22 protein-coding genes are annotated in these 24,905 nt (G+C 44.7%); 9 read left to right on the top strand and 13 right to left on the bottom strand.

Annotated features, from left to right (window positions below):
• Positions 1-42: 42 nt before the first annotated feature.
• Genes ACHUFZ_RS11515 through ACHUFZ_RS11505 form a run of 3 tightly spaced genes read right to left on the bottom strand, consistent with a single transcriptional unit; the run spans position 43 to position 2,512 of the window.
• On the bottom strand, positions 43-195 hold the full coding sequence (locus ACHUFZ_RS11515; protein ID WP_394127279.1) for a hypothetical protein: 153 nt from the start codon (positions 193-195) through the stop codon (positions 43-45).
• 2 nt (positions 196-197) lie between these two features.
• Positions 198-719, bottom strand: a complete 522-nt coding sequence (gene ruvC, locus ACHUFZ_RS11510) for a crossover junction endodeoxyribonuclease RuvC (RefSeq protein WP_004413431.1) — start codon at positions 717-719, stop codon at positions 198-200.
• A gap of 53 nt (positions 720-772) precedes the next feature.
• Positions 773-2,512, bottom strand: coding sequence for a glycoside hydrolase family 36 protein (locus ACHUFZ_RS11505; protein ID WP_394127340.1), 1,740 nt, complete (start codon positions 2,510-2,512; stop codon positions 773-775).
• A gap of 223 nt (positions 2,513-2,735) precedes the next feature.
• Here ACHUFZ_RS11505 and ACHUFZ_RS11500 point away from each other — a divergent pair, with 223 nt between their 5' ends.
• Positions 2,736-3,626: a sulfotransferase gene (locus tag ACHUFZ_RS11500; RefSeq protein ID WP_394127278.1), complete on the top strand. Its 891-nt coding sequence runs from the start codon at positions 2,736-2,738 to the stop codon at positions 3,624-3,626.
• A gap of 119 nt (positions 3,627-3,745) precedes the next feature.
• Here the strand turns inward: ACHUFZ_RS11500 and ACHUFZ_RS11495 are convergent, their stop codons facing one another.
• Positions 3,746-4,738, bottom strand: coding sequence for a porin (locus ACHUFZ_RS11495; protein ID WP_394127277.1), 993 nt, complete (start codon positions 4,736-4,738; stop codon positions 3,746-3,748).
• Between the two features lie 373 nt (positions 4,739-5,111).
• On the opposite strand from ACHUFZ_RS11495, the gene ACHUFZ_RS11490 reads away from it, so the two are divergent.
• Entirely contained in the window at positions 5,112-5,855 is a 744-nt protein-coding gene (locus ACHUFZ_RS11490) for a substrate-binding periplasmic protein (RefSeq protein WP_394127276.1), read from the top strand.
• Between the two features lie 51 nt (positions 5,856-5,906).
• On the opposite strand, the gene torA is transcribed toward ACHUFZ_RS11490, so the two are convergent.
• Genes torA through torE form a run of 3 tightly spaced genes read right to left on the bottom strand, consistent with a single transcriptional unit; the run spans position 5,907 to position 9,808 of the window.
• Positions 5,907-8,369: a trimethylamine-N-oxide reductase TorA gene (gene torA, locus ACHUFZ_RS11485; protein ID WP_394127275.1), complete on the bottom strand. Its 2,463-nt coding sequence runs from the start codon at positions 8,367-8,369 to the stop codon at positions 5,907-5,909.
• Between the two features lie 25 nt (positions 8,370-8,394).
• The gene (gene torC / locus ACHUFZ_RS11480; RefSeq protein ID WP_394127274.1) at positions 8,395-9,579 is read right to left on the bottom strand and encodes a pentaheme c-type cytochrome TorC; all 1,185 of its coding nucleotides are present in this window, start codon (positions 9,577-9,579) and stop codon (positions 8,395-8,397) included.
• 49 nt (positions 9,580-9,628) lie between these two features.
• Positions 9,629-9,808, bottom strand: a complete 180-nt coding sequence (gene torE, locus ACHUFZ_RS11475) for a trimethylamine N-oxide reductase system protein TorE (protein ID WP_004413423.1) — start codon at positions 9,806-9,808, stop codon at positions 9,629-9,631.
• 440 nt (positions 9,809-10,248) lie between these two features.
• On the opposite strand from torE, the gene ACHUFZ_RS11470 reads away from it, so the two are divergent.
• On the top strand, positions 10,249-11,034 hold the full coding sequence (locus ACHUFZ_RS11470) for an ABC transporter permease (RefSeq protein ID WP_394127273.1): 786 nt from the start codon (positions 10,249-10,251) through the stop codon (positions 11,032-11,034).
• Positions 11,035-11,440: 406 nt separating this feature from the next.
• Here the strand turns inward: ACHUFZ_RS11470 and focA are convergent, their stop codons facing one another.
• A complete protein-coding gene (gene focA / locus ACHUFZ_RS11465; RefSeq protein WP_394127339.1) occupies positions 11,441-12,283 on the bottom strand; it encodes a formate transporter FocA in 843 nt (280 codons plus the stop codon).
• Positions 12,284-12,782: 499 nt separating this feature from the next.
• On the opposite strand from focA, the gene ACHUFZ_RS11460 reads away from it, so the two are divergent.
• Complete coding sequence (locus ACHUFZ_RS11460) at positions 12,783-13,016, top strand: TIGR02647 family protein (RefSeq protein ID WP_053438508.1); 234 nt, start codon at positions 12,783-12,785, stop codon at positions 13,014-13,016.
• A gap of 83 nt (positions 13,017-13,099) precedes the next feature.
• Here the strand turns inward: ACHUFZ_RS11460 and ACHUFZ_RS11455 are convergent, their stop codons facing one another.
• The gene (locus tag ACHUFZ_RS11455; RefSeq protein ID WP_134834471.1) at positions 13,100-13,528 is read right to left on the bottom strand and encodes a PACE efflux transporter; all 429 of its coding nucleotides are present in this window, start codon (positions 13,526-13,528) and stop codon (positions 13,100-13,102) included.
• A gap of 90 nt (positions 13,529-13,618) precedes the next feature.
• Here ACHUFZ_RS11455 and ACHUFZ_RS11450 point away from each other — a divergent pair, with 90 nt between their 5' ends.
• Genes ACHUFZ_RS11450 through ACHUFZ_RS11440 form a run of 3 tightly spaced genes read left to right on the top strand, consistent with a single transcriptional unit; the run spans position 13,619 to position 15,973 of the window.
• Positions 13,619-14,506, top strand: a complete 888-nt coding sequence (locus ACHUFZ_RS11450; RefSeq protein ID WP_394127272.1) for a LysR family transcriptional regulator — start codon at positions 13,619-13,621, stop codon at positions 14,504-14,506.
• Entirely contained in the window at positions 14,503-15,324 is an 822-nt protein-coding gene (locus ACHUFZ_RS11445) for an NAD(P)H-binding protein (protein WP_394127271.1), read from the top strand. The genes ACHUFZ_RS11450 and ACHUFZ_RS11445 overlap by 4 nt, the downstream gene beginning before the upstream one ends.
• Positions 15,325-15,337: 13 nt before the next feature.
• On the top strand, positions 15,338-15,973 hold the full coding sequence (locus tag ACHUFZ_RS11440) for a YdcF family protein (protein WP_394127270.1): 636 nt from the start codon (positions 15,338-15,340) through the stop codon (positions 15,971-15,973).
• 60 nt (positions 15,974-16,033) lie between these two features.
• Here ACHUFZ_RS11440 and clpA read toward each other — a convergent pair whose 3' ends face one another.
• Together clpA and clpS are read right to left on the bottom strand one after the other, a co-directional pair.
• Positions 16,034-18,304, bottom strand: coding sequence for an ATP-dependent Clp protease ATP-binding subunit ClpA (gene clpA, locus ACHUFZ_RS11435; RefSeq protein WP_394127269.1), 2,271 nt, complete (start codon positions 18,302-18,304; stop codon positions 16,034-16,036).
• Between the two features lie 42 nt (positions 18,305-18,346).
• On the bottom strand, positions 18,347-18,667 hold the full coding sequence (gene clpS / locus ACHUFZ_RS11430) for an ATP-dependent Clp protease adapter ClpS (RefSeq protein ID WP_006879492.1): 321 nt from the start codon (positions 18,665-18,667) through the stop codon (positions 18,347-18,349).
• A gap of 462 nt (positions 18,668-19,129) precedes the next feature.
• On the opposite strand from clpS, the gene cspD reads away from it, so the two are divergent.
• Positions 19,130-19,363 (top strand): cold shock domain-containing protein CspD, encoded by a 234-nt coding sequence (gene cspD, locus ACHUFZ_RS11425; RefSeq protein WP_394127268.1) that lies wholly within the window; start codon positions 19,130-19,132, stop codon positions 19,361-19,363.
• 162 nt (positions 19,364-19,525) lie between these two features.
• On the opposite strand, the gene ACHUFZ_RS11420 is transcribed toward cspD, so the two are convergent.
• Positions 19,526-21,751 (bottom strand): NADP-dependent isocitrate dehydrogenase, encoded by a 2,226-nt coding sequence (locus ACHUFZ_RS11420; protein ID WP_394127267.1) that lies wholly within the window; start codon positions 21,749-21,751, stop codon positions 19,526-19,528.
• A 289-nt stretch (positions 21,752-22,040) separates the two neighbouring features.
• On the opposite strand from ACHUFZ_RS11420, the gene ACHUFZ_RS11415 reads away from it, so the two are divergent.
• Entirely contained in the window at positions 22,041-22,733 is a 693-nt protein-coding gene (locus ACHUFZ_RS11415; protein WP_394127266.1) for a pseudouridine synthase, read from the top strand.
• A 258-nt stretch (positions 22,734-22,991) separates the two neighbouring features.
• Here the strand turns inward: ACHUFZ_RS11415 and aspS are convergent, their stop codons facing one another.
• Positions 22,992-24,770, bottom strand: coding sequence for an aspartate--tRNA ligase (gene aspS / locus ACHUFZ_RS11410; protein WP_394127265.1), 1,779 nt, complete (start codon positions 24,768-24,770; stop codon positions 22,992-22,994).
• Between the last annotated feature and the right edge of the window lie 135 nt (positions 24,771-24,905).

The following is a 24,905-nucleotide window of genomic DNA, read 5'->3' as shown; positions in this document are numbered from 1 at the left end:
CAGGATAATAAAGAACTGGATGGATAGCCAGTAAAAACTGGCCTAGAGAGAATCTTGCCAAACCTGTAAATGATCGGGGCATACCCAAGCACGAGGGCAGCCTAAACAGTTAGTGCTGATGTTGGGTTGCTCATCCGAGCAACCTTCAGGGCGTTGTTCTGGGATCGGCTCAGGGTCTAAAATCGGCTCAAACATAATTAACGGTAACGGCCTCTTCGCGCGCCTGTTGCCTTACCGGCAAGCGCAACTAAGGTTTTATTGGTATTGGCATGACATATCGCAACACCTAGAGCATCAGCGGCATCCGCTTGTGGCCTAGCCGGCAACTTAAGCATTTGCTGAACCATGTGCTGTACCTGCTCTTTGTCAGCGCCACCCGTCCCCGTCACGGCTTGCTTAATTAGCCTTGCCGCGTATTCAGAAACGGGTAAATCTGCATTCACCGCAGCAACAATCGCACTGCCCCTCGCCTGCCCTAGCTTTAACGCAGAATCGGCATTGCGCGCCATAAAGACTTGTTCAATCGCAAACACATCTGGCTGAAACTGAGTAATGATCTCTGAAACACCGGCATAAATCTGCTTTAAACGGCCCGGCAGTTCCTTTTCAGAGGTTCGGATACAACCACTGCCTAGGTATTGTAAATGGCGACCCGTTTGGCGGATCACTCCATAGCCTGTAATCCGAGAGCCCGGATCGATCCCAAGTATAATTGTCATCAGGTTCTTTATTGTCGCTAGTTTCTGAGCGCCATTTTAGTCCACGCTGTGCGCTATGGCGAGGTAATTATCGCTCTGCTGGCTAAACCTGACTCCAATGCCACTTCATAAACCTGTGTTGGCTCTGATGTCAGCTTTTCCCCGCTCCAGTAATCATACCAATAGACTGGATAATCAGCGGTAAGCGTTACCTCGCGGGCCGATTGGCGATAATTGAACAAACAGTGTAAGTCATTACGCTCAGTAAGCGGCAGGAATGCATGGTGAAGATTCAATGCAGTAAAGCGCGCCGATTCTTGGTTGTGTTTCTGCCTTAGCGCCAATTTTTTGAGCGACTTTTTCGCAAATGGCGTCAACTCTGGCAGCGGGTCTCCGGATAACAGCATTCCCCCACAGGCGAGCAGGACGTCACGGTGAAACTCATAATGGTGACGATCGGTTGCTTGGTTGGCTAAAGAAACAAAAGTGGCGCAATCAGGGTCGATTTGCCAAAGCTTGCGATGTTGCCAGCTACGGTAAAAGGTCTCTTTGGCAATCTGTTCAAAGCGGCTACCACAGCGCTCTACATCATCAGACACGCGCATAGCGTCAACCAAACCAAGAGAGGGCCACATCGGCGCATTACAGCCTAAGATCAACGCATCACCTGCACCTTTGGCGATGGCCTGCATGCCAATTCGGTACGCTTCTACACCTGTCACACCAGATACGCTTCGAACGCCTTTTAAAGCGCCCCAGTAATTGGCATCGAGCTTAAACAGTTCAACACCCCACTCTTCATGCATGGTTTTAACCACGTGAGTCAGGTGCTCTTGAACATCAATATTGGTGGTATCTAAAATGTACCAAGGCGTGCAGCGCCAGCCCGCGTAGGTGATGTCTTCTGCTTTGAGCAAACTGCCATCAGCGTGGCGCACAAACCAATCGGGGTGCTGCGTGAATATTTCAGACTCAGGTTGAGCAATGAAAGGCGCCATCCAGATCGCCGGCTTTTTGCCTCGGGATTTAATTTCAGTCACTACCGACTTAATCCCTGATGGAAACTTATCGGAAGGCGTCAACCAATCACCCATAAACGCTTGGTAGCCGTCATCGAGCAAGGCGTACTCAAACTGCTTTAAGTTCGCCGCCATATACTCGACATTGTCTTCAATGTTGCGCTCAGTCACCTCAGCGTAATACGCGTACCAAGAGCACCAACCTAATGGCGCTGACTGTTTAACACCTGGGCGCACTGAATGCTGAGCATGAATATAGCCACTAAATTCACTGTAGAGTTCGGATAACGACTCACCGCGCAATACTACCACTGACTCTAGCTGGCTCGTTGCCCAATCTTGTGGATGAGTATTCTCTCCATCGATATAGGCGTTCACCTGCAACTTACCATCTCTGTCACTAACGGTGAAATAGCCAGCGAAACGATGACAAGAGGTAAAGCCGAACAGCGCGTAGCCAAGCGAATCTTCAACTACCAAATAGTTGTAATAGCGCTTAGGGTCTTGAGATGAGTAGATGCGATAACTTGAATTGTTATCTGGGCAACGTCCAATATCGACCGGTAAATCACAGGTTCCTGTTGTTTGAGCCAACATTTGGAAACCATCGCCTAATAATGTTGCCTGCCTTTCAAAATCAAACTCAGTCTGAAACAGCAGGTAGTGATCATCGACGGACGAATTCGATAATCCTCGGTAAGAAAACGTTGCCTCATTTTTAAAAACAGTCACACCTAGATCGCTATTGGTAACCAGCAATCTGCGTTCATTCTCTAACTCAATACTTCTCACAATAAAGCACTCAACCACTTGATGATTACTCAATTAGAGCACTGCGCATGGTTATTGTCTATTTGCTCAGCACCGCACTTTTTTACCAAGCTCACGTTTTTCAAATCAATATGAGAAGCAAAATGAGAGTGTTCATTCTGTGTGCAATAAGTTTATGAAAACCGGGGAAATTAAAGCTGGTACGTACATTGCTGATTCACTACAAATACCTTTGCGAGGAAGTGCGATGAAACGTTTAGAGAAACCCATTATCGTGATCGGGCCCGGACGTTCTGGCTCAACGATTATTTCAGAAATCGTGTTTGCTCATCACGAGCTCGGCGGCCCTACTAACTACTCAGAATGGCAGCCAACACTGCCTTGGCTTTCTGCCTTAACACGGCTCAGTAACAATGACTTTTGGTGGATTTCGGGAGAAAAATCTCAGCAGCAAAAAACAAAATTTCTAAATAACTATGTCCCCAGACCTGCTGAAGCGTGGAGTTTATGGCAAAAGATGACCCGCAGCGATATCGATTTTAGTCGCGATTTTTTGCTCTACAAACGCGCTTCTGAAACAGAAAAACAGACAATCCGCCATACGTTCGATGCCATGCTCAAGCTACAAGGAAAACAACGCCTCGCCTTGAAACTGACAGGACCCGCTCGGCTTGAATATCTGCACAGTATCTTCCCAAATGCCTACTTCATTAATATTGTCCGAGAGCCGACAGCAACCGTGACTTCTTTATTAAATACTCCATTTTGGCAGCAGCAAGGGGCAAAGCAGTTATGGTGGCATGGTGCCTATTCAAAGAAAGAACTCAATACTTATAACGCTATCGCTCGAAACCCTGTCGCGGGAACGGCATTCCAGCTAAATAAGATTTTGACGACGACAAAAGAAGAACAGGCACGAGTCAAAGCGAACATGCTGACCATTCATTATGAACAGTTTCTCAGCAACCCTAAATATGCCATTCATTCGATCATGTCGTTTTGTCATTTAAGCAATGATCAGCGAATAACCCATAAACTGGAAAATACTATCTATTCCAACCGCCAATTAACTAAGCAGATCGAAACAACTTCGAGAGAGACCATCGAGCGATGGTGCCCAGCCAAACTCGCCTGTTAAAAACGAAAAAGCCCTCCATCTCCGGAGGGCAAAAAGGCAGTGGATTATTGCGCAAAGCGTCCTGCTTTAAAAATATACGGCCTGCTATGCAGGCCGTTATTTACAGAGCCAAAAGGCTATTAGAAGTCGTAAGCTAGCTTGAAGAATGCTTCTAGATCATCGCTGCCGTTGTCGTCAGTTAGATCAACTTTGAAGTCTACAAGTGCAGATGTTTTCTTAGTGATTTGGTAAGTTGCACCGAAGTTAACCCACTCAGTATCTGCTTCAGAAGAAACGTATGCTTCTTGGTTCGCGTAACCCGCTGCTAGGTACACTTTGTCCATTGTGTAACCAACAGATGTGCTAACAAGTAGAGAGTCTTGGCCAGCGAAGTTTTCGTGTTGAGCAAGGTTAGCACCTACAGCGAAGTCACCGAAGTAAGCTACACCGTTTACTAGCATGATTTGCTCAGTTTGGTCTTTTTCGCTGTTGTCTTCGTCGTTGTTTTCGTAACCAGCGTTAACTTGGAAGCTGTCGTTTTGGAAGCCAACGTAACCGTTGAAACCTTTTTGGCCTTTAGCGTTTGCTTGACGGTCACCGTAGTAAGATACGCCGTATTTGAAGCCTTCTTTGATACCTTCAAACTTAACTACTTGGTTAACGTCTGAAGCGTCTGATGCTGAAGCACCAAATTCAACAGTTAGGTCAGCTGCGCCGTCTACTGCGTCTAGAGCAGAGTCAGCTGCATAACCGATAGAAGCGACACCGAAACCTGTTTTGTAACCAACCCAAGTATCGATAACTGCGAATGAAGCATCCATTGAAGAGTAGTTGTCAGCTAGGTCGAATTCACCTGCGAACTGACCAAGTACATTACCTTTTTGGTAGTTGATGAACAGATCGAAACCAGTTACACCACCGTTGTAGAATTCGTCTTTTTGTCCAACGCGCTCTGGACCTTCAGCGTAGTAACCACCAACTGCTACTTGACCACCAACAGAGAACTCTTCACCAGAAAGGATCAGGTCAATGATTGATTCACGAGCACGTTCTGAAACGTCTTGGTTTACGTCTGCTGCAATTGCAGAACCAGCAACAAGTGAAAGAGCTACTGCTAATACTGTCTTTTTCATTTTTATTTGTTCCTATAAATTTTTATTTATGAGCGCCAGTTCCACCGGCTTGCCCTGGCCGAAGAAACTATTCCCACAACCAATGATTGACAAATAAAACGATCAAAAAATAGATAAGAAACAAACCAAGAAAGCACGGTAAATTTCTAAAAACCACGCGCAAGCGAACAAATAACAACCAAAAACCATCAAATAAAGTGAATGAAATCACACCGTTTCTGTTAAATTCATAAAAACACCTAAAACCACTTAGTGTTTACAGATAGCAAGAAAAGTTCATTCATTTTCTTAATAAATGAGATTTAACTAAAAATCTTTGACTTTATTACTCTCGTCTACACTTTCTAATAGTGTCTTTATTTAGGAGGATCAGGTGTCTATTCGCGGGTATATCCTCTTTTGTGTGCTGTTTTTTTATGCTTTTTCTATATCCAGTTTCGCTTCAGTACTTCGAGTCGCGCAAACGGCTTGGCCTCCCTTTATCATGAACTCTCCTCAAGGGAGAGGCATTGCACATGACCTCGTCATGGAAGGATTAATAAACGCTGGGTATCAGGTTGAGTTTGTTGAAAAACCGTGGGCAAGAATTCTTAAAGAGACGCTAAGAGGAAAGAGCGACATCATTGTCGCTATCTGGAAAACACCCAAAAGAGATCAAGAGTACCTATTTACTGAGCCATACATGTATAACCAGATGGCGGTTGTCTCTCCTGTTGAGGTCGGTTTTGAGTATCACTCCATTGAGGACTTAAAAGAAAAGCGCGTCGCCATGATAAATGGCTATGCCTACGCAGCAAAGTTGAGCAATTATCAGCATATGTACCGAGTGAGCTCGATAGATCTACCAAATAGTATTCGCTTACTGCTTTCTTCACGTGCTGATGTACTGGTGACCGATGAGATTGTTGGCCGATGGACAATAAAGGAGATGGGTATAGAAGCCGAGCAGCTCCATTTCAGCCGGAAGTTTTTAGACTCATCACCGGTACATGCAGCTGTGAGAAGAACTCACCCCCAAGCACAAGAGATCGTCAACGCGTTAAACCTATATTTTAAACAGCATGGAGCGGCTCAAATGAAATTGCTCAGGGAGAAATATGGGATCGCATTTCCTTAAGATAAAAAAATACCAGCCTATTGGCTGGTATTTTCATTCAACTACGTTGGATTACGCGACTTCGATTGGACCACCGAATGAAGTAACTGGGGGAACTTTACCAGTGAACTTCTCGAAATCTACGATACATGTGTTCGCAGAGGTCGCCTGAGCTAGCTCAGAAGAACCGATGTCTTGAGTCAGCGTATTTGGATCGCCGTAAGTACAGATAGCGCCTTCTTTCTCGTTTAGAGGGCCGTACCAAGCACCTTCTTCAATACGGATAACGCCACGTGGGTAGCTATCAGTCACAACTGCGCCCGCTAGAAGCTGACCACGGTCGTTGAATACGCGTACTAGGTCACCATCTTTAATGCCTTTCGCTTTCGCATCAACCGGGTTGATGTATACAGGCTCACGACCTTGAACAGCGTAAGTTGCACGGAACTCTTCTGATTCACACATCTGAGAGTGCAGACGCTTGTCTGGGTGACAAGATTGCAGCCAGTATGGGTGTTTGTCAGAACCAGGACCACCGTGTGAACGTTCAGATTTCTCGAACCACATTGGGTGCTCTTGACAGTGTTCGTAACCGTAACGACCGATCTTACGAGAAGTGATCTCGATGAAACCAGAAGGTGTACCCAGTGGATTGATTTCTGGATCTTGACGGAAGTCAGCGTGACGAACCCAAGGCTTACCTTGACCGAAGTCTAGTACGCTCGTCTCCCAGAATTCATTGAAGTCTGGCATCTCGAACTTACCTTTGTTCGAAGCACGACAGTCATTGTATAGACTTTCGATCCACTCCATTTCACTCATGCCACGTGTGTATTCATCACGACGGCCAAAGCGTTGAGTCAGTTCACTCATGATCTGGAAGTCAGGCTTAGATTGGAACAGAGGATCCACTAAGCGATGCATTGCGATCAGGCCTTTGCTTGAGTATGAACCGTAAACGTCGATGTCGTTACGTTCCCACTGAGTACATGCAGGAAGCACGATATCAGAGAAACGACAAGTTGCAGTCCAAGCAAACTCAATCGTCACAACCGTTTGAAGCTTCTTAAATGCTTTCTTCATGCGGTTACGATCTTGGTGGTGGTGCCACGGGTTGTTGCCCGAGATAACCATCATCTTGAAGTCAGGCAGTTTAACTTTACCGCCGTTGTAACGGATCTCTTTACCTGGTTCAAGTAGACAGTCGATCCAACGCGCAACAGGAATTGTGCGGCTGTAACCGTTAAAGTCGTTGTTGTCCCATTTTGGCTTCATACCTGTATCTAAGTTACGAGGGAAACCACCAGGGCCAGCAAAACCAGTAGAAGGAACACCGATGCTTGAGTAGTGGTGACCGTAAGAGATACCGCCACCAGGTAGACCAATTTGACCAACCATTGCTGCAACAACCGCTGCTGCCCAGTAAGGCTGCTCACCGTGTTCCTGACGCTGAATACACCAACCCATCAGGATCTGTGTACGGCCATTTACGAGCATGCGAGCAAATTCGCGGATCTTGTCAGCTTTAACGCCACAGATCTCAGCAGCCCATTCAGGCGTTTTAACAACTTTGTCTTTTGTCTCACCCTGAACGTACTGGATGAACTCGTCAAAGCCTAGACAGTAAGTTTCAATGAACTTCTTGTCGTATAGGTCTTCGTTGTACAGCACGTGCGCAACAGCAAGCATGAATGCTACGTCTGTTAGCGGGTTGATGTACAGGTGATCATTATCTAGGTAACGCTGAGTCTTGTTCTTAACTGGGTCAACAGAAAGAACGTTGATCTCGCCTTTTGCTACTTTCTCTTTTAGTTGAGCTAGGTAGTCAAAAGATTCGTGCGTTTCACAGTTCCAACCTACTTGCAGGTTCTTCACTGGGTCGTTTGCCCAAAGAACGATATTGTCTGCGTTTTCTAGGATTTCAGACCAAGAAGTACCTTGTGCGTATACTTCTGTAGAACCTAGAACGTAAGGTAGGATTGTTTGACCAGCACCTGTTGAGTAGTCACCCACTTTAGTGATGAAGTTACCATGCATACCAACAGCACGTTGCATATGAGCTGTACAGTTGTTGAATGCACCAGTCTGGTTCCAACCTGTTTGACCAGCGTGTAGAGCCCATGGACCGTAATCTTTCTGTACACGTTCTAGTTCACGGTAGAACAGGTCAAGTGCTTCATCCCAAGTTACACGGATAAAACGGTTGTCACCGCGTGTATCTGCACTGTACTTGTGCTTTTTCAGCCAATCTAGACGTACCATTGGGTAACGAACACGTGATGGGCTGTAGATAATGCCTTTAATACCGTTCAACATCTCAGTTGGGTTCTTATCAAGCTCAAGTGCTTTAATCTCTTGAACTTTACCCGCGTAGATGTGGGCGCGGAACGCGCCCCAGTGTGAACCTGAAACCTTCCAAGTACCTGTAGACTCAGCTGCACTTGCAGATGCTGATGCCAATAAGCTTGGACCGATTACTGATGCTGCACTTGTCGTCGCAACACCTTTAAGAAAACTTCTTCGTGAAATAGCCATTTAATTTACTCCAATCCGACGCTTATTAGTGGTGGCCTTCAGCATAATCTGAAGAGTGCTTCTGTAGGTACTTCAAGATCAGTGCTTCGCTGTCTGTGTCTAGGTTAACGAATGCAAGCATACCGTCAAACATACCAGGCCATGTGTTCGCATCGAAGTGCGCTTCGTCAGGCTGCGTGTGACATACTGAACAGTTAGTTTTGTATGCTTCAGCTGATTTTTCCCATACAGGCGTAATGTCGTTCAGCATAGATTCTTTCTTGATCCATACTTTCGCCGCCACTTTCTCCCATGGAAGACCTGTTAGCTCATCCACTTTTTTCTCGCCGGTTGTAACAACGTTGCTGTCTGTTGACGCTTCTTTAAGTAGTGAAGCAACCGCAATGTTCTTACCAAAGTCTTCTTGAATTACACGACCAAAGCCTTTCGCTTTACGCCAACCGTCGATTTCGATCTCTGCGTAATCGCCTTTATCAGCAAGAACTTTAACTACTGATGCAGGATTTAATAGACCCGCTTCTGTTTTACCTTCAGCATCGAAGTAGATAGGTAGATGGCGAACGCTCACTAGAGACTGACCAACACCGTAGTTAGTGTTCGAAGCTAGACCTTCAAGATCGCCAACAATACCACCGATGCTGTCCATACCAGCTGGAAGTTTGTGCGCAATACCCTTGTGACAGTCAACACAGCTTTGATCTTTCTCTGCTGCTTGCTTCATTTGGATGCGAGCAGTTGGAGACATTTGCTCAAAATCCATAGATTCGTAGTTGTGACAGTTTTTACACTCTAAAGATTTGTTTGCAGAGAAACGATCCCATTCGTGTTTAGCAAGTTCGATACGGCGCTCTTCAAACACACCTGGTTCATCGTAGTTACCAAATACTTGAGCGAATACTTCTTTAGATGCCTGCATTTTACGTGCAATTTTGTCAGTCCAGTTATGTGGTACGTGACAATCAGGACATGTCGCACGAACACCAGAGTGGTTTTTCCAGTGAACGGTTTCTTGTAGCTCTACATAAACGTTATCACGCATTGTGTGACAGCTGATACAGAACTCTTCTGTGTTGGTCGCTTCAAGTGCTGTGTTAAAGCCACCCCAGAAAATAACACCAGCAATAAAGCCGCCCATAGTCAGCACACCAAGGCTGATATGAACTGCAGGACGCGTCATTGTACGCCACAGCTTGATGATAAATGATTTCATAGTTTGCTCTCTTAAAATCTGTTCAAAAATGTGGAAATGAGCTCACAGCTTACATGCCGTGTGCACCTGGAGGTCCAAAGAAGAACACTTGCATTGCCCATACAAGGAATCCGTAACCGCCAACAAATGCCACACTCAACACAGGGAAGAGAACGACCGCGATGAAGAGGAAAGACTTCCACTCCAAAGAGCGTTTTTCACCACTCTCGATTTTATTAACATCACTCATACATTTGCCTATTTTGTATCTAGTGTTATTTGGTTAGCTCTTATAATTGAGCTAAATTTTCTTCTATCTCTAGATGGAAATGTTAGACCATACTATAAGTAGGGTTCAATCAATTCCGACCCATCAGTCGTTGTTATTCAACACTTTTTTGAGCTCATCCAGAGATGTGTTTAATTACAATTTTATATGTAAATAAACCAAACCTTATGAACAATTGTTAACAGACAATTGGCAGCAAAAAACCACCATTCATCACAACACTGACTTAACAAATGTAACATCTACCACTTTAGAGGCACAGACATTACGTGCTAATTTTAGTCTATTTGTAACCGAGTTGTTTCAATGCTAGGTGATAAATCGTCATTTTTTCAAAATTAAGGCATGGTGACTCGACGACAATAATCAGTACAATACACTGATTGTTGTAGGGAGGATTTATGGAAAGCGTGGTCGATATACCTTGGCTAACATTAGCTTTATTTTTCAGTTTGTTAGCAATTCCTCTCGCCATTAGTCGGCTCTACCAACTAAAAATCAGTCAAGAAATCTTGCTGAGTGTTGGTCGAATGACACTGCAATTACTGCTTGTTGGGGTCTACCTTGAGTACCTGTTTACCCTTAACAGTTTCATGATCAATATCGTCTGGATTGCCCTGATGATGTTGATTGGCGCTAGTGCGATCATTTCCAAGGCAAAACTGCCAAGAAAGCCTATGATCATGCCTGTAGTCATCGGTCTACTTCTAGGCCTTTTACCTGTCTTATCTATTATTACCCTCGCCATCATACAACCTACGCCACTCTATAATGCGCAATATTTAGTCCCATTAGCTGGTATGTTGCTTGGTAACTCAATGAGTGGAAATATCGTCTCATTACAAAGCTTTTTTAGCGCTTTAGAAGAGAGACAAGGAGAGTATCAAGCGGCGATTTCATTAGGAGCATCTAAAGAGTACGCCACTTTACCTTTTGTCAGAGAAGCCATTCAGCGCTCTCTCGCCCCGACGCTAGCCACAATGACCACCAGCGGACTTGTCACGTTACCAGGGATGATGACAGGCCAAATTCTTGGGGGGGCGAGCCCAATTGTCGCCATTAAATATCAGATCATGATCATGGTGGCGATCTTCGTCATGATGTCCATTTCTATCACACTTTCACTACGACTGACGGTACGAAATTGCATCAATAATCAGGGGAAGATCTTGGTTAGATCACAGTAATCTGCCCGATCTTTTGTTCCATGAACAAACGATTAAAGATCTTATCCACAGATTCTGTGGATAACCGTGGTGATACTTCGCAAACAATCTGGCGTACTGACTTTGCCATCAAGGTCAACAAAAATTTCTTTTGCATTCAGGCGCATATCGATTAATTCGTGAGACGTAATAATTTTGTCATTCCCCCCTTCTATTGTGTTCACAATGCGAACAAAGAGAGGCAATGACCATGTCTAATAGTGTCGACAGCAATGAATTCGGAGTGGTGAAGACAAATTCACCCGATCTTCATGATTGGTTGATCACCACACCTGCCCCACTAGCTTCATTCGATGGGTTCGAACTTTCTCCACAAACAAAAAAGACCCACCTAAGTGAGTCTTATGAATCATCTCTGTACGTCTAATTAGTCGCGAAGGTAGATTAGCCAGTACCACATGCCGACAAACACACCACCACCAATGATGTTACCAAGCGTCACTGGAATTAGGTTATTGGTGATGAAATCGATCATGTTTAGATCCGCGTAGTCTGCGATATTCGCGCCTGTCATTTGCCAAAATTCAGCTGGCGCAAAGTTCTTAATACCAATCGCCATCGGAACTTGGAACATATTTGCAATACAGTGCTCGAAGCCAGCAGAAACGAACATTGCCACTGGTAAAATCATAACTGCAATCTTATCTGTCAATGTACGAGCACTGAATGTCATCCACACCGCAATACAAACCAGTACATTACACATTACACCAAGTGCAACTGCAGATAAGAAAGTGTGATGCATTTTATGCTGAGAAATGGCCATCGCATTTAAGCCGACTTGGCCGTGATCAAACATGTATTGCTTGGTCAGCAGCATACAAACGACAAGCAACAGTGCGCCGATTAAGTTACCGCCGTAAACCACTGCCCAGTTCTTAAATAAACATTTCCACGTAATCTTGCCACTCGCGCGAGCAACCAGCGTCAGTACTGAACTGGTAAAAAGCTCACCACCAGTTACAACCACTAAGATCAAACCTAAGCTAAACGCTAAGCCGCCAAGTAAGCGTGTGATGCCCCACGGCAAGTCACCTGCTCCGGTCGTTACTATGGTGTAGAACACAAAAGCAATACCGATATGAATTCCAGCAGATATTGCCAATAAGAAAGACTTCATTGGGTCTTTGGTTGCTTTGCCTACGCCAATTTCCGCCGCACGCTCTGCCATTTGAGGAGGAAGTAAAGAATCAAACTGGTTTAGATTTATCATTACGAAACATTTTGCAACATGTGGGTTATTGGCCGCGGATAATTACGTGATTTGTGATCAAATTCAAGCGCTAATTGGTTGCGTTAAACAAAATGTTTTTAATCTTAAGGAAACTTTCGCTAATTGAATCAAAACACGCTGCTAAAATTAGATAAACGAACCACTTAGATTTAAACATTACTATTTAAAATTCATAAGCTTAGAAATATACAGGTATAAATTTCTGTATCTCACAGTCACTTTAGGCTGATTATTCATAATAACCTGATTTAATATGCAGTTTCGCTATTAAAAGTGAATAACCATCCCCCAACAGGGTAATTCTGATTAATCTTTGATTTGGGTCTAATCTGTTGGCATTCGATTACTCAGACACCAAATCGCCTGATTCTTTTCTAGAAAGTAAGGGATGGCTAACATTTCTCAATGGATAAAGTTGCTGATTTCCAACATCCTGATTAAGTTGAGATAAGTACTTTCTATGAAGGAATTAAATATGAAACTTACGCCTGAATATATGTCTGAACTTAACCTTCTGCTTCAATTTGATATCAGCAGTGCTGCGACGGGGATTAAAGTTCATCATGATGCGTCCGAAGAAATGCAGGCGGCAGTCCAACGTCTTTATGAGAAGGGCCTATGCACGTTACCAGATGGTGGTTACCTAACTGATGAAGGTATCGAAATCGCAGAACACGCAGATAAAATTCTAAGAGTGCTGTCTAGCTAAGCGACTCCGATTACAGCTAAATCAGAGCTTGGTGTCCTACCAAGCTCTTATCCCCTTTGTCGTACTTCCCCTATTCCATTCAATTACGACACTCTTTGATTCTGAATCCAACGCTGATATGGCTGAATACGATCATAGCCCCAGTTAAATGCGGTCGCATAAAAGAAGAAAAACACCAAGAAACCGGCTTCTAGCAATAAAGCTTGGCCAATAGTGATTTGCAAAAACCATGCAATGGAAGGAACGGTGATAAAGATAAGCCCTCCTTCAAACCCGGCAGTATGCCCAATACGCATTTTCAATGAACGGTTTTCTCTGTCTTGGCCAAACACGCGATCAAACATCAGGTTGTAGTAGTAGTTCCAAACCACGGTAAACAGGCTGAGTCCAATACCGACAAACGCTAAGTCACTGGTGCCTTTGCCTGTGATTAACGCTGAAACTGGCACGATCATCGCTAACGCCAACGCTTCAAATACTACTGCGTGAAATATTCTCTCTTGCTTGTTCATTTCAATTTTCCAATCAATGTCATAGTCGATGCACTCATTATCATCTATATTAAAGATGTAATATAATTAGATACCATCAGTAAAAGTGATATGTTTAGTATTGAACAGCTAGAAGCGTTTGTTGCCACGGTCGAACAAGGGTCCTTTTCGGCGGCGGCAAGGTCGCTAAACAAAGTGCAATCGGCAATTAGCCAACACATTATGAACCTTGAGATCGACAGCGGACTGGAACTATTTGATCGTTCATCCCGTTACCCAAAGCTCACTACCAACGGGGAGAAGCTGTTACCTCATGCGCACGCTTTACTACAGCAGCATTACCGATTGCGCCAAAGCATCACCCAGATAGCCAACGATGAATCGACACAATTAAGCTTAGCGGTGGACGAAGGCATTCCTATGGATAACCTTTCTAGCGTCATCGAACATGTCGCAGAGAAATTTCCTGGCGTGACATTTGAGTTCCTTTCCGCCTCCAGCGTAGATGTGATCGAACTGGTTGAGTCAAAGAGAGCAACGACAGGAGTGATGTTCTCCGAGGTATCCTTACCTGCGGGCTTAGACTTTGAGTCTGTCGGAAGTATTGAGTTTGATGTTTATGTCGGCGCTAATCACCCTCTTGCTAAACATAAGGTCAGTAATATTGATCAACTGATATTGCACCGCCAACTGTTGGTCAGGTCAAAAAATAGCAAGACCAGTAGCTTTCAAAAAGCCTATAGCCCTGACATTTGGTATGCTGATAATTACTACATGTTAAGAGAGTTGGTACAGAAAGGATTTGGCTGGGGCGTACTACCAAAACATATTGCCAATTATGGGCTCAAAGAGAGTGGCATCGTACGTCTACCTGCAGAGTTTGAAAATTTAAGCTGGCATGCAAACGTCGATATTATTCAGCACCCAGCGTTTAGCTCTCACCCCATCCATGCGTATCTACGCTCCGAATTAAGACAACTATTAGGGAAATCGTCATGAAGCAGATAACCGTTATTGGTGGCGGTTGGTTAGGACAACCACTCGCACAATGTCTTGAAAACCTTGGCCATAAAGTCTCCGTAAGTCGCACTACTGCACAGGGTGTCATAGAGCTCACTGAAAAACACTTGAATGGATTTGAGTTCGATCTGAATCAAGATATCTCCGTACTGTCACAGTCACTCAAAGCGCTTAGTCCAGATATCGTAATTGGTTGTTTCCCACCCGGCTTTAGGAAGGGCAAAGGCGACGAGTATGCTCATCACTGGAACAAGCTGATCCAGATATGCCAACAAGTTGGCGTGGCGCGCTTGGTTATGGTCAGCTCAACCACGGTTTATCCAAATATCGCCCAAGAGATGAGTGAAGACCAAGCAACGTTAGCTTTGGCTCAATCCAGTGCGGACTTCACCGACAACGCCAAAGTGATGCTCCAAGCAGAGCAATATCTGATTGATTCCGGTTTAGGCTACGGCGTTGTTCGCTGCAGTGGTCTTATCGGCCCAGACAGAAACCCGGCCCGGTTTGTCTCCAAACTAAAGCAAGTGAGTAATCAGGCCCCAGCCAACATGCTCCATTTGCACGATGCTATCGGTGCAACATGTTTTGTCACCTTGAACGCGACCAACGTAGTCGTGAATGCCACCACACCTAATACCGTCAGCAAGGCGGAGTTTTATCAGGCGGCTCTCGAACAATCTGGCAGCAATGACCCGCTTCCTCCTCTCTCAGCAACACCTGACAAACGCATCGTAGCCGATCGATTGATACAGTTGGGATACCATTTTCATTTCCAACATACGTTAGAAATGCTTTAAGAAGGAACACTGGATGAGTAACAAGAAGCTCTACCAGCATATCGAACACCTTTGGGACTATATGCAGCTCGATCATCAATTAGAAAAATCAGACTGTATTTTTGTACTGGGCAGCAATGACATACGAGTAGCAGAGCACGCTGCGAATTTATACTTACAAGGCTGGGCAGATTGGCTGATCTTTTCCGGTGGCGTCGGTCGATTAACGCAAGGGACATTTGAAAGTAGCGAGGCAGAAACCTTTGCCGCTATCGCTCAAACGATGGGGGTGCCTCATCACGCGATCATCATTGAAAACCAAGCGACCAATACTGGTGAGAACGTTAAATTCACTCATCGACTGCTTAAAGAGCGAAACATCAACGTCAATTCATTTATCTTGGTGCAAAAGCCTTATATGGAAAGACGCACTTTAGCCACGTTTGAAAAGCAATGGCCAAGCCCATATCAACTAGCCTGTGTCACCTCCCCTAAGCTTTCATTCTGCGACTATTTCAATGATGAGATTGATATTGAAACAACCATCACCGCAATGCTGGGTGATTTTCAGCGAATTAAAGAGTACCCGCAGCTTGGATTTCAAAGCGAACAAGTGATCCCTCAATCGGTTGAGGATTCCTATCAAGCCGTTAAGCCCTACTTTGAATAGCTTTAGTACCCAATAAAAAAAGCCAGAGCAGTTGCTCTGGCTTTCTCATATCGTTACATCTTAATGAATCGCGGCTTCTTTCTCACTGAGATACTCGAACTTCAGTTCATCATCTTTCAGATTCACTTTCACCGTACCCCCATCAACTAACGAACCAAACAACAGTTCATTCGCCAGCGGCTTCTTAAGCTGCTCTTGAATCGCTCGTCCCATTGGACGGGCGCCCATTGCTTTATCGTAGCCTTTCAGAGCTAACCAATGGCGAGCATCATCGGAGACCTCAAGTGAGACGCCACGTGCATCAAGTTGAGCTTGTAGTTCAACAATGAACTTATCAACCACTTGATGAATAACGTGTTCATCCAGGCTATTGAACCAAATGATGTTATCAAGACGGTTACGGAACTCCGGCGTGAACACTTTCTTGATCACTGACATCGCGTCATGGCTGTGATCTTGTTGGATCAGGCCGATCGATTTCTTCTCCGTTTCCTGAACACCCGCGTTGGTGGTCATCACAAGGATCACATTGCGGAAGTCCGCTTTACGACCATTGTTGTCTGTTAGCGTACCGTTATCCATCACCTGAAGAAGCAGGTTGAAGATATCTGGGTGCGCTTTCTCAATCTCATCGAGTAGAACAACAGAGTGAGGATGCTTGATAACCGCATCAGTCAGTAGGCCACCTTGATCGTAGCCAACGTAACCCGGAGGCGCACCAATCAATCGACTCACAGAGTGACGTTCGCCATACTCAGACATATCAAAACGAAGCAGCTCAATACCCAGCAGCTTAGAAAGCTGAACGGTCACTTCCGTTTTACCAACCCCCGTAGGACCAGCAAATAGGAATGAACCAACGGGCTTATGGTCAGCGCCTAGGCCAGCACGAGTTAGCTTGATCGCTTCACTTAGTACGTCAATCGCATCATCTTGACCAAATACCAGCATCTTCATTTTCTGATCTAGATTCTGCAGAATCTCTTTGTCTGAAGAAGAAACGGATTTTTCAGGAATACGCGCCATTTTAGCAACCATCGCTTCAATGTCTGCAACACCGACAGTCTTCTTACGACGACTCGCTGGTGCTAAACGGCTGCGAGCACCGGCTTCATCGATCACGTCAATCGCCTTATCCGGCAAATGACGCTCGTTGATGTATTTCGCTGATAGCTCTACCGCAGCACGTAGTGCTTTATTGGTATAACGAACCTCGTGGTGCGCTTCGTATTTCGGCTTCAGACCAATCAAGATTTTAGTGGTGTCATCAAGTGATGGTTCAACCACATCAATTTTTTGGAAACGACGAGACAGTGCGCGTTCTTTCTCAAAAATTGTGCTGTATTCTTGGTAAGTCGTTGAACCGATACAACGCAACTTACCACTACTTAGCAATGGCTTGATCAGGTTAGCAGCATCAACCTGACCACCCGACGCCGCACCCGCACCGATGATGGTATGAATTTCATCTATGAACAGAATCGCATCGTCTTCTTTCTCAAGTTGTTTCAAGATCGCTTTAAAACGCTTCTCGAAATCACCACGGTACTTAGTACCCGCTAACAAAGAACCGATGTCTAGCGAATAGATAACGCTGTTGGCAATAATTTCTGGGACTTGCCCTTCAACAATGCGCCAAGCAAGACCTTCAGCAATGGCCGTTTTACCGACACCAGCTTCGCCGACTAGCAAAGGGTTGTTTTTACGACGGCGACATAGAACTTGAATGGTACGTTCTAGCTCTTTATCACGGCCAATAAGTGGATCAATCTGCCCTTGCTTGGCAATTTGATTCAAATTGGTGGCAAAGCTCTCTAGGCGATCTTCGGAACTGTTTTCTTCCACAGCTTCACTACCAAATGAGCCTGAAGAGTCAGAATCCTCATCTGAACTAGACGCTTTAGTTATGCCATGAGAGATAAAGTTCACAATATCTAAACGGCTGATATCGTTTTTCTTAAGCAGGTAAGCAGCGTGGGATTCTTGTTCGCTGAATATCGCGACGAGTACGTTAGCACCTGTCACTTCGCTGCGCCCAGAAGACTGAACATGAAAAACGGCGCGCTGAAGTACACGTTGGAAGCTCAAGGTTGGTTGAGTCTCACGTGTTTCGTCATTTTCTGGAATAAGTGGGGTTGTTTGATCAATGAATATGTCAAGTTCACTGCGCAATGCGTCAATATCCGCTTGGCAGGCTTGCAGAGCTTCTCTCGCAGCATCGTTTTCCAACAATGCTAACAGGAGGTGCTCGACAGTCATAAACTCATGTCGTTTGTCTCTTGCGCGAGCAAATGCGCCGTTCAGACTCGACTCTAATTCTTTATTCAGCATAAGTACCTCCTTTAAGAACAACTTAAGTTGCTCAAACAAGCGTTAGGCTTGTTCCATTGTACAAAGCAAAGGATGCTCATTCTCTTTAGAATACATGGTAACTTGCGCTACCTTAGTCTCAGCAACTTCTGCAGTATACGTGCCACAAATTGCCTTGCCTTCATAATGCACCTGGAGCATCACTTGCGTCGCTTTGTCGATATCCATAGAAAAAAAACGTTCTAGGATCTCAATTACAAAGTCCATTGGGGTGTAGTCATCGTTGTTAAGTACAACGTTATACATGGACGGTGGCTTTACTTTGGTTTTCTCTAACTCCAGTAGATCAGAATCTGGAGTAACCCATTCAAAATGTTTGCTCATGGCTTTTCGATGTTGATGTTGAACTTTATTAATTTTACCACTTCATAAAGCAAAAGTTTTGAATTTAGCTCTTACTATTTAGAACAAAATGCGACAAAAAAATTTTGTTCTTACTTAGAGACTAATGCAGCATTTGAGTCGCTGCAAATAAAAGATTTCTATCAAACGACTACATCTATCTAATTGATTAAAAAGAAACCAAAAACCATTCACTAAACCAATTAATGCCTATGAAGCGACCATTCATTAGTAACAAAAATGTAAATCTCAAAAGTGAATTGTTTGTAAATATGTAGACCTTAATACCTTTTTCCTATTGACTGCGCCTCATCATTAGCTACATTGGTCAAATAGTGACTGAAAATTTGGCAGCGGCTGAATGGAAATTCACTTTCTGTTTACAAGGAAACAACGTAAACACCTAAACAACGTCAGTAACAAAATGCATGAGGGATGTATAGCATGGCTACAGGTACAGTAAAATGGTTTAACAACGCCAAAGGATTTGGTTTTATCTGTTCAGAAGGAGAAGATGGAGATGTGTTCGCGCACTATTCGACAATCAAAATGGATGGATACCGTACTCTGAAAGCGGGTCAACAAGTTAACTTTGAAGTGGAAGAAGGACCTAAAGGCTATCACGCCAGCTCTGTGGTACCTGTAGAAGCTCAACTAGAAGCTCAACCCGCAAAATAATCGCTGCCATAATAGATACCAACCTCAATACGTAAATGATCCTTCGTTCGTAAAAATCACTTACTTATCCAGATTGGTATAACAAACTCTTTTATATCAGTTGTAAAGATCATAAAAAACCCGCCTTTCGGCGGGTTTGTTTTATCTATCAATCAAGCATGATTAAGCATTGATGATGTCGTTTAGCGTAGCGCTTGGACGCATCAATGGTGCCGCTTTTTCAAATACTGGCGCATAGTAACCACCCAGTTCACCTGCAACACCTTGCGCATCATTTAGCTCGGCAACAATCTTCTCTTCATTTGAAGCAAGTGCTTCAGCAATAGGAGCAAACTCAGCGGCTAGGTCAGCATCTGCTGTTTGCGCTGCAAGAGCTTGTGCCCAGTAAGTCGCTAGGTAGTAGTGGCTACCACGGTTATCTAGTTCACCAACACGACGCGATGGCGACTTGTTGTTGTCTAAGAAATCACCCGTTGCTTTATCTAATGCATCGGCAAGTACTTGTGCCTTAGCGTTACCCGCTACTGTGCTTAAGTGCTCTAAAGATGCCGCTAGTGCAAGGAATTCACCAAGAGAATCCCAACGTAGATGGTTTTCTTTCTCTACTTGTTGAACGTGCTTAGGAGCAGAACCACCAGCACCTGTTTCAAATAGACCACCACCGTTCATTAGCGGAACGATAGAAAGCATCTTCGCAGACGTACCTAGCTCTAGGATTGGGAACAAGTCAGTTAGGTAATCACGTAGTACGTTACCTGTTACTGAGATTGTATCTTGACCTTCTTTAATGCGAACTAGCGAGAACTGACACGCTTCAAGTGGAGCAAGAATCTTGATTTCTAGGCCAGAAGTATCGTGCTGTGGAAGGTATGCGTTTACTTTCTTGATTAGCTGAGCATCGTGTGCACGGTTTTCATCTAACCAGAATACTGCTGGAACACCTGTTGCACGAGCACGTGTTACTGCAAGCTTAACCCAATCTTGGATTGGCGCATCTTTCACCTGACACATACGGAAGATGTCGCCTTCCTCTACTGATTGCTCAAGTAGTACTGCACCTGACGCATCAACAACACGTACTGTACCAGACGCATCTAGCATGAATGTTTTGTCGTGTGAACCGTACTCTTCTGCTTTTTGAGCCATTAGGCCGACGTTTGGCACACTACCCATAGTTGTTGGGTTGAACGCACCGTTCTCTTTACAGAAGTCGATAACTGCTTGGTAGATACCCGCGTAGCTACGATCAGGGATCATTGCTTTAGTATCTTTCTGCTTGCCATCTGGACCCCACATTTGGCCAGATGAACGCAGCATCGCTGGCATAGACGCGTCAACGATGATGTCACTTGGAACGTGTAGGTTAGTAATACCACGGTCAGAATCAACCATCGCTAGCGGTGGCTGCGTTTCGTAAACCGCTAGAAGCGCCGCTTCAATTTCTTCTTTTTGCGCTGCTGGTAGTGATTGAATCTTCGCGTAAACGTCACCAATACCGTTGTTTACGTCAACACCTAGCTTGTCAAACAGCTCGCCGTATTTCGCAAATACATCTTTGTAGTAAACCTTAACCGCGTGACCAAAGATCACTGGATCAGAGACTTTCATCATGGTCGCTTTCATGTGAAGTGAAAGCAGAACGTCTTGCTCTTTCGCTTCAGCGATTTGCGCTTCAAAGAACTCTACTAGCGCTTTCTTGTTCATTACTGAACAGTCGATGATTTCTTTGTCTTGTAGAGGGAAAGCAGCTTTAAGCTCTTTCACTGCGCCGTCAGCCGCAACGAATTCAATCTTAACGTCAGTTGCGCCTGCAACCGTGTGCGATTTTTCACTACCGAAGAAGTCGTTACCAGTCATGCTAGAAACGTGTGATTTAGAGTCTGCAGACCATGCGCCCATTGAATGCGGGTTCTTCTTCGCATAGTTCTTAACAGATAGAGGCGCACGACGGTCAGAGTTACCTTCACGTAGCACTGGGTTTACCGCACTACCTTTAATTTTGTCATACGTCGTTTTGATCGCTTCTTCTTCGTACGTGCTTGGCTCTTCAGGGTAGTTTGGTAGGTTGAAGCCTTTCTCTTGAAGCTCTTTAATTGCTGCTTTTAGCTGAGGAACAGATGCCGAGATGTTTGGCAGCTTGATGATGTTTGCTTCTGGAGTTTTTGCTAGTTCACCTAGTTCTGCAAGTGCATCACCAATGCGTTGCTCGTCAGTTAGGTGCTCTGGGAAGTTAGCAATAATGCGCCCAGCTAGAGAGATATCACGAGTGTCAACATTGATGCCTGAAGAAGCAGTAAACGACTGAATAATCGGTAGTAGTGAATATGTCGCTAGCGCAGGTGCTTCATCAGTAATAGTGTAAATAATTGTAGGTTTTTCTGTAGGCATGAAATTTCCCTATTGTTCTAACCGGACCGCTTGGTACGTGGCCCTGTGTGTGTGAACGCTAACAAGTTATGAATAATCCCCTCACTTGTTGCGATTTATCCGTCTCTTTTGTTTTCGTCGTTTAAGTACGACATCCTTGAGAGCGATTAGTTATAATTAAACAAAAACACGATAATAGTCTATTATCTTGTCCAACAATCCTGTTTTTGGGCGCGCAAATGATAGCTCAAATCGGATTCTTTAGATACTTTCACCCACACTTTATTTACATTTTTGCAAGGTAGTTAACATGTCACCACGCTCACGCCGTGACTCATCCTCATCGCCATCAAAAAAGCATCAATCGGGTTTTAAACGTAAAAATAATCAAAATAGCGTCAATAGTTCTTCATCCCGACAACGACGTAAGCCTATAAAAAATAAACCTAAAATCGCGCCAGAAGATCGTAAGGTGGTGGTGTTTAATAAGCCCTTTGACACTTTAAGCCAATTTACTGATGGTGAAGGTAGAAAAACACTTGCTGACTATATTCCAGTCAAAGATATCTATGCTGCAGGCAGATTAGATCGAGACAGTGAAGGTTTAATGATGCTAACCAACGATGGCATCTTGCAGGCACGTTTAACTCAGCCGAGCTCTAAATCGCCAAAAACCTATTGGGTACAAGTGGACGGTGCGCCAAACGAAGAAGATCTCAACAAGTTACGTAACGGCGTTGAGCTTAAAGATGGCATGACACTGCCTGCAAAAGTGGAAGTGATGGATGAGCCTTCTGTGTGGGAGCGTAACCCACCAGTTCGTTTTCGCGCCAATATTCCAACCACATGGTTAGCGATTACGATTATTGAAGGGCGTAACCGCCAAGTACGTCGTATGACGGCCAATATAGGCTTCCCTACCCTGCGTTTGATTCGCTATTCGATGGGTGATGTGACACTAGGTGACTTGCAGCCTGGTGAATGGAAAGAGATTGAGCTTTAGATAGTCGAACATCTATAGAGATTCCCTACTCGCTCCTTCGTCACTCTATGGAATGACGCTATATAGTTTGGACTTCCAGACACAAAAAAACCGCTTCGTTTGAAGCGGCTTTTGCTATTCAGCGAAACCATATACTCAAAATAATTGGAGTTTCAGCTAGGCAACAAGTAAGTTCATCCCTATGCGCATAGGTTTTCTATGTAATTAGGGTGAACTTACGCAGTTAACAACGCTGCCACTTCAAGTATGAAGAGTAGATTACTCTTCTTCTTTCTTCTCTGCTGCCTTAACAGCAATCGCTAGTTCTTCAAGCGAAGCTGGGTTAGCTAGGCTTGGAGCGTCTGTTAGTAGACAAGAAGCATTCGTTGTTTTCGGGAACGCGATAACGTCACGGATGTTCTCTGTACCACAAAGTAGCATTACTAGACGGTCAAGACCGAATGCAAGACCTGCGTGTGGCGGTGTACCGAACTTAAGTGCGTCTAGTAGGAAACCAAACTTCGCTTGCTGCTCGTCAGCTTCAATACCTAGGATATCGAATACTGCTGATTGCATTTCTGCGTTGTGGATACGTACAGAACCGCCGCCTACTTCGTAGCCGTTTAGAACCATGTCGTATGCGTTTGAGTTAGCCGCTGCTGGGTTCGCTTTTAGCTCTTCCGCGTTTACACCTAGTGGCGATGTGAATGGGTGGTGCATCGCGTGCAGGTTGCCTTCGTCATCTTCTTCGAACATTGGGAAGTCAACAACCCATAGTGGCGCCCATGCAGACTCGTTTGTTAGTTCTAGATCGATGCCTAGTTTCAGACGAAGTGCGCCTAGAGCTTCAGATACTGTGTTTGCTTTATCTGCGCCAAATAGAATGATGTCGCCAGATTCTGCTTGAGTGCGATCTAGAATACCGTTGATTACGTCTTCATTTAGGAACTTAGCAACTGGAGACTGAATGCCTTCCATGCCTGCTGCACGGTCGTTAACCTTCATCCAAGCTAGACCTTTCGCGCCGTAGATGCCTACAAACTCGCCGTAGCTATCGATTTGCTTACGAGTTAGCTTAGCGCCACCCGGTACACGGATAACAGCCACACGGCCTTTCTCATCGTTAGCAGGACCAGAGAATACTTTGAACTCTACGTCTTTAACTAGGTCAGCTACATCAACTAGCTCTAGTGGGTTACGTAGATCTGGCTTATCGCTGCCGAAACGACGCATCGCTTCAGAGAATGGCATGATTGGGAACTCGCCTAGATCTACGTCTAGAAGCTCTTGCCACATATCACGAACCATTTTCTCAGTAGTCGCACGGACTTGCTCAGCCGTCATGAATGACGTTTCGATATCGATCTGAGTGAATTCTGGTTGACGGTCAGCACGCAAGTCTTCATCACGGAAACACTTAACGATTTGGTAGTAACGGTCAAAACCAGACATCATTAGTAGCTGTTTGAATAGCTGTGGAGATTGAGGAAGCGCGTAGAAGCTGCCTTTGTGAACACGGCTTGGCACTAGGTAGTCACGAGCACCTTCTGGTGTCGCTTTCGTTAGTACTGGCGTTTCGATATCTAGGAAACCGTTGTCATCTAGGAAGCGACGAACAAAGCTAGACGCTTTTGCACGTAGTTTGATGCGGTCGCTCATTTCAGGGCGACGTAGGTCTAGGTAACGGTACTTAAGACGCTGCTCTTCTGAGTTCTTCTGGTTGAAGTCTAGTGGCAGTACGTCAGCACGGTTGATGATTTCAAGACCTTTCGCAATGATCTCGACTTCACCCGTTGCCATATCTTTGTTTACTTGGCTGTCTGGACGAACGCGTACTTCACCCGTTAGCTTGATACAGAATTCATTACGAAGTGTGTTAGCTACTTCATACGCATCTGCCATATCTGGGTCAACAACTACCTGAACGATGCCTTCACGATCTCGCATATCGATGAAAATAAGACCGCCCAAATCACGGCGACGGTTAACCCAGCCGCAAAGTTCTACAGTTTGTCCTGCAAGGGACTTGTTCAGGTGACCACAGTAATGGGTACGCATAATGAATTTCCCAATCTCTTAAAATTTGTTGATTACTATCTATCGGTGTACATTTATCGATAGAGCAAAGTTCCATTTATACGCTGAAAGTTAGATGAAATCGACTACCCAGCGTACAATTTATTGCGATTTATT

Source organism: Vibrio hepatarius (genome assembly GCF_043642085.1).
Taxonomy (GTDB): Bacteria; Pseudomonadota; Gammaproteobacteria; order Enterobacterales; family Vibrionaceae; genus Vibrio; species Vibrio hepatarius_C.
Note: the sequence above shows the minus strand (reverse complement) of the source record. Positions and strands in the feature narration are given on the sequence as shown.

What these genes read in the sequence shown, in the direction of transcription:
- ACHUFZ_RS11445 (WP_394127271.1), top strand. Translation starts at nt 14,503, where the DNA reads ATGAAGCAGATAACCGTTATTGGTGGCGGTTGGTTAGGACAACCACTC.
- ruvC (WP_004413431.1), bottom strand. Translation starts at nt 719, where the DNA reads ATGACAATTATACTTGGGATCGATCCGGGCTCTCGGATTACAGGCTAT.
- ACHUFZ_RS11455 (WP_134834471.1), bottom strand. Translation starts at nt 13,528, where the DNA reads ATGAACAAGCAAGAGAGAATATTTCACGCAGTAGTATTTGAAGCGTTG.
- aspS (WP_394127265.1), bottom strand. Translation starts at nt 24,770, where the DNA reads ATGCGTACCCATTACTGTGGTCACCTGAACAAGTCCCTTGCAGGACAA.
- ACHUFZ_RS11500 (WP_394127278.1), top strand. Translation starts at nt 2,736, where the DNA reads ATGAAACGTTTAGAGAAACCCATTATCGTGATCGGGCCCGGACGTTCT.
- torE (WP_004413423.1), bottom strand. Translation starts at nt 9,808, where the DNA reads ATGAGTGATGTTAATAAAATCGAGAGTGGTGAAAAACGCTCTTTGGAG.
- ACHUFZ_RS11495 (WP_394127277.1), bottom strand. Translation starts at nt 4,738, where the DNA reads ATGAAAAAGACAGTATTAGCAGTAGCTCTTTCACTTGTTGCTGGTTCT.
- torA (WP_394127275.1), bottom strand. Translation starts at nt 8,369, where the DNA reads ATGGCTATTTCACGAAGAAGTTTTCTTAAAGGTGTTGCGACGACAAGT.
- ACHUFZ_RS11450 (WP_394127272.1), top strand. Translation starts at nt 13,619, where the DNA reads ATGTTTAGTATTGAACAGCTAGAAGCGTTTGTTGCCACGGTCGAACAA.
- torC (WP_394127274.1), bottom strand. Translation starts at nt 9,579, where the DNA reads ATGAAATCATTTATCATCAAGCTGTGGCGTACAATGACGCGTCCTGCA.
- ACHUFZ_RS11415 (WP_394127266.1), top strand. Translation starts at nt 22,041, where the DNA reads ATGTCACCACGCTCACGCCGTGACTCATCCTCATCGCCATCAAAAAAG.
- ACHUFZ_RS11440 (WP_394127270.1), top strand. Translation starts at nt 15,338, where the DNA reads ATGAGTAACAAGAAGCTCTACCAGCATATCGAACACCTTTGGGACTAT.
- cspD (WP_394127268.1), top strand. Translation starts at nt 19,130, where the DNA reads ATGGCTACAGGTACAGTAAAATGGTTTAACAACGCCAAAGGATTTGGT.
- ACHUFZ_RS11515 (WP_394127279.1), bottom strand. Translation starts at nt 195, where the DNA reads ATGTTTGAGCCGATTTTAGACCCTGAGCCGATCCCAGAACAACGCCCT.
- clpS (WP_006879492.1), bottom strand. Translation starts at nt 18,667, where the DNA reads ATGAGCAAACATTTTGAATGGGTTACTCCAGATTCTGATCTACTGGAG.
- ACHUFZ_RS11460 (WP_053438508.1), top strand. Translation starts at nt 12,783, where the DNA reads ATGAAACTTACGCCTGAATATATGTCTGAACTTAACCTTCTGCTTCAA.
- clpA (WP_394127269.1), bottom strand. Translation starts at nt 18,304, where the DNA reads ATGCTGAATAAAGAATTAGAGTCGAGTCTGAACGGCGCATTTGCTCGC.
- ACHUFZ_RS11420 (WP_394127267.1), bottom strand. Translation starts at nt 21,751, where the DNA reads ATGCCTACAGAAAAACCTACAATTATTTACACTATTACTGATGAAGCA.
- ACHUFZ_RS11470 (WP_394127273.1), top strand. Translation starts at nt 10,249, where the DNA reads ATGGAAAGCGTGGTCGATATACCTTGGCTAACATTAGCTTTATTTTTC.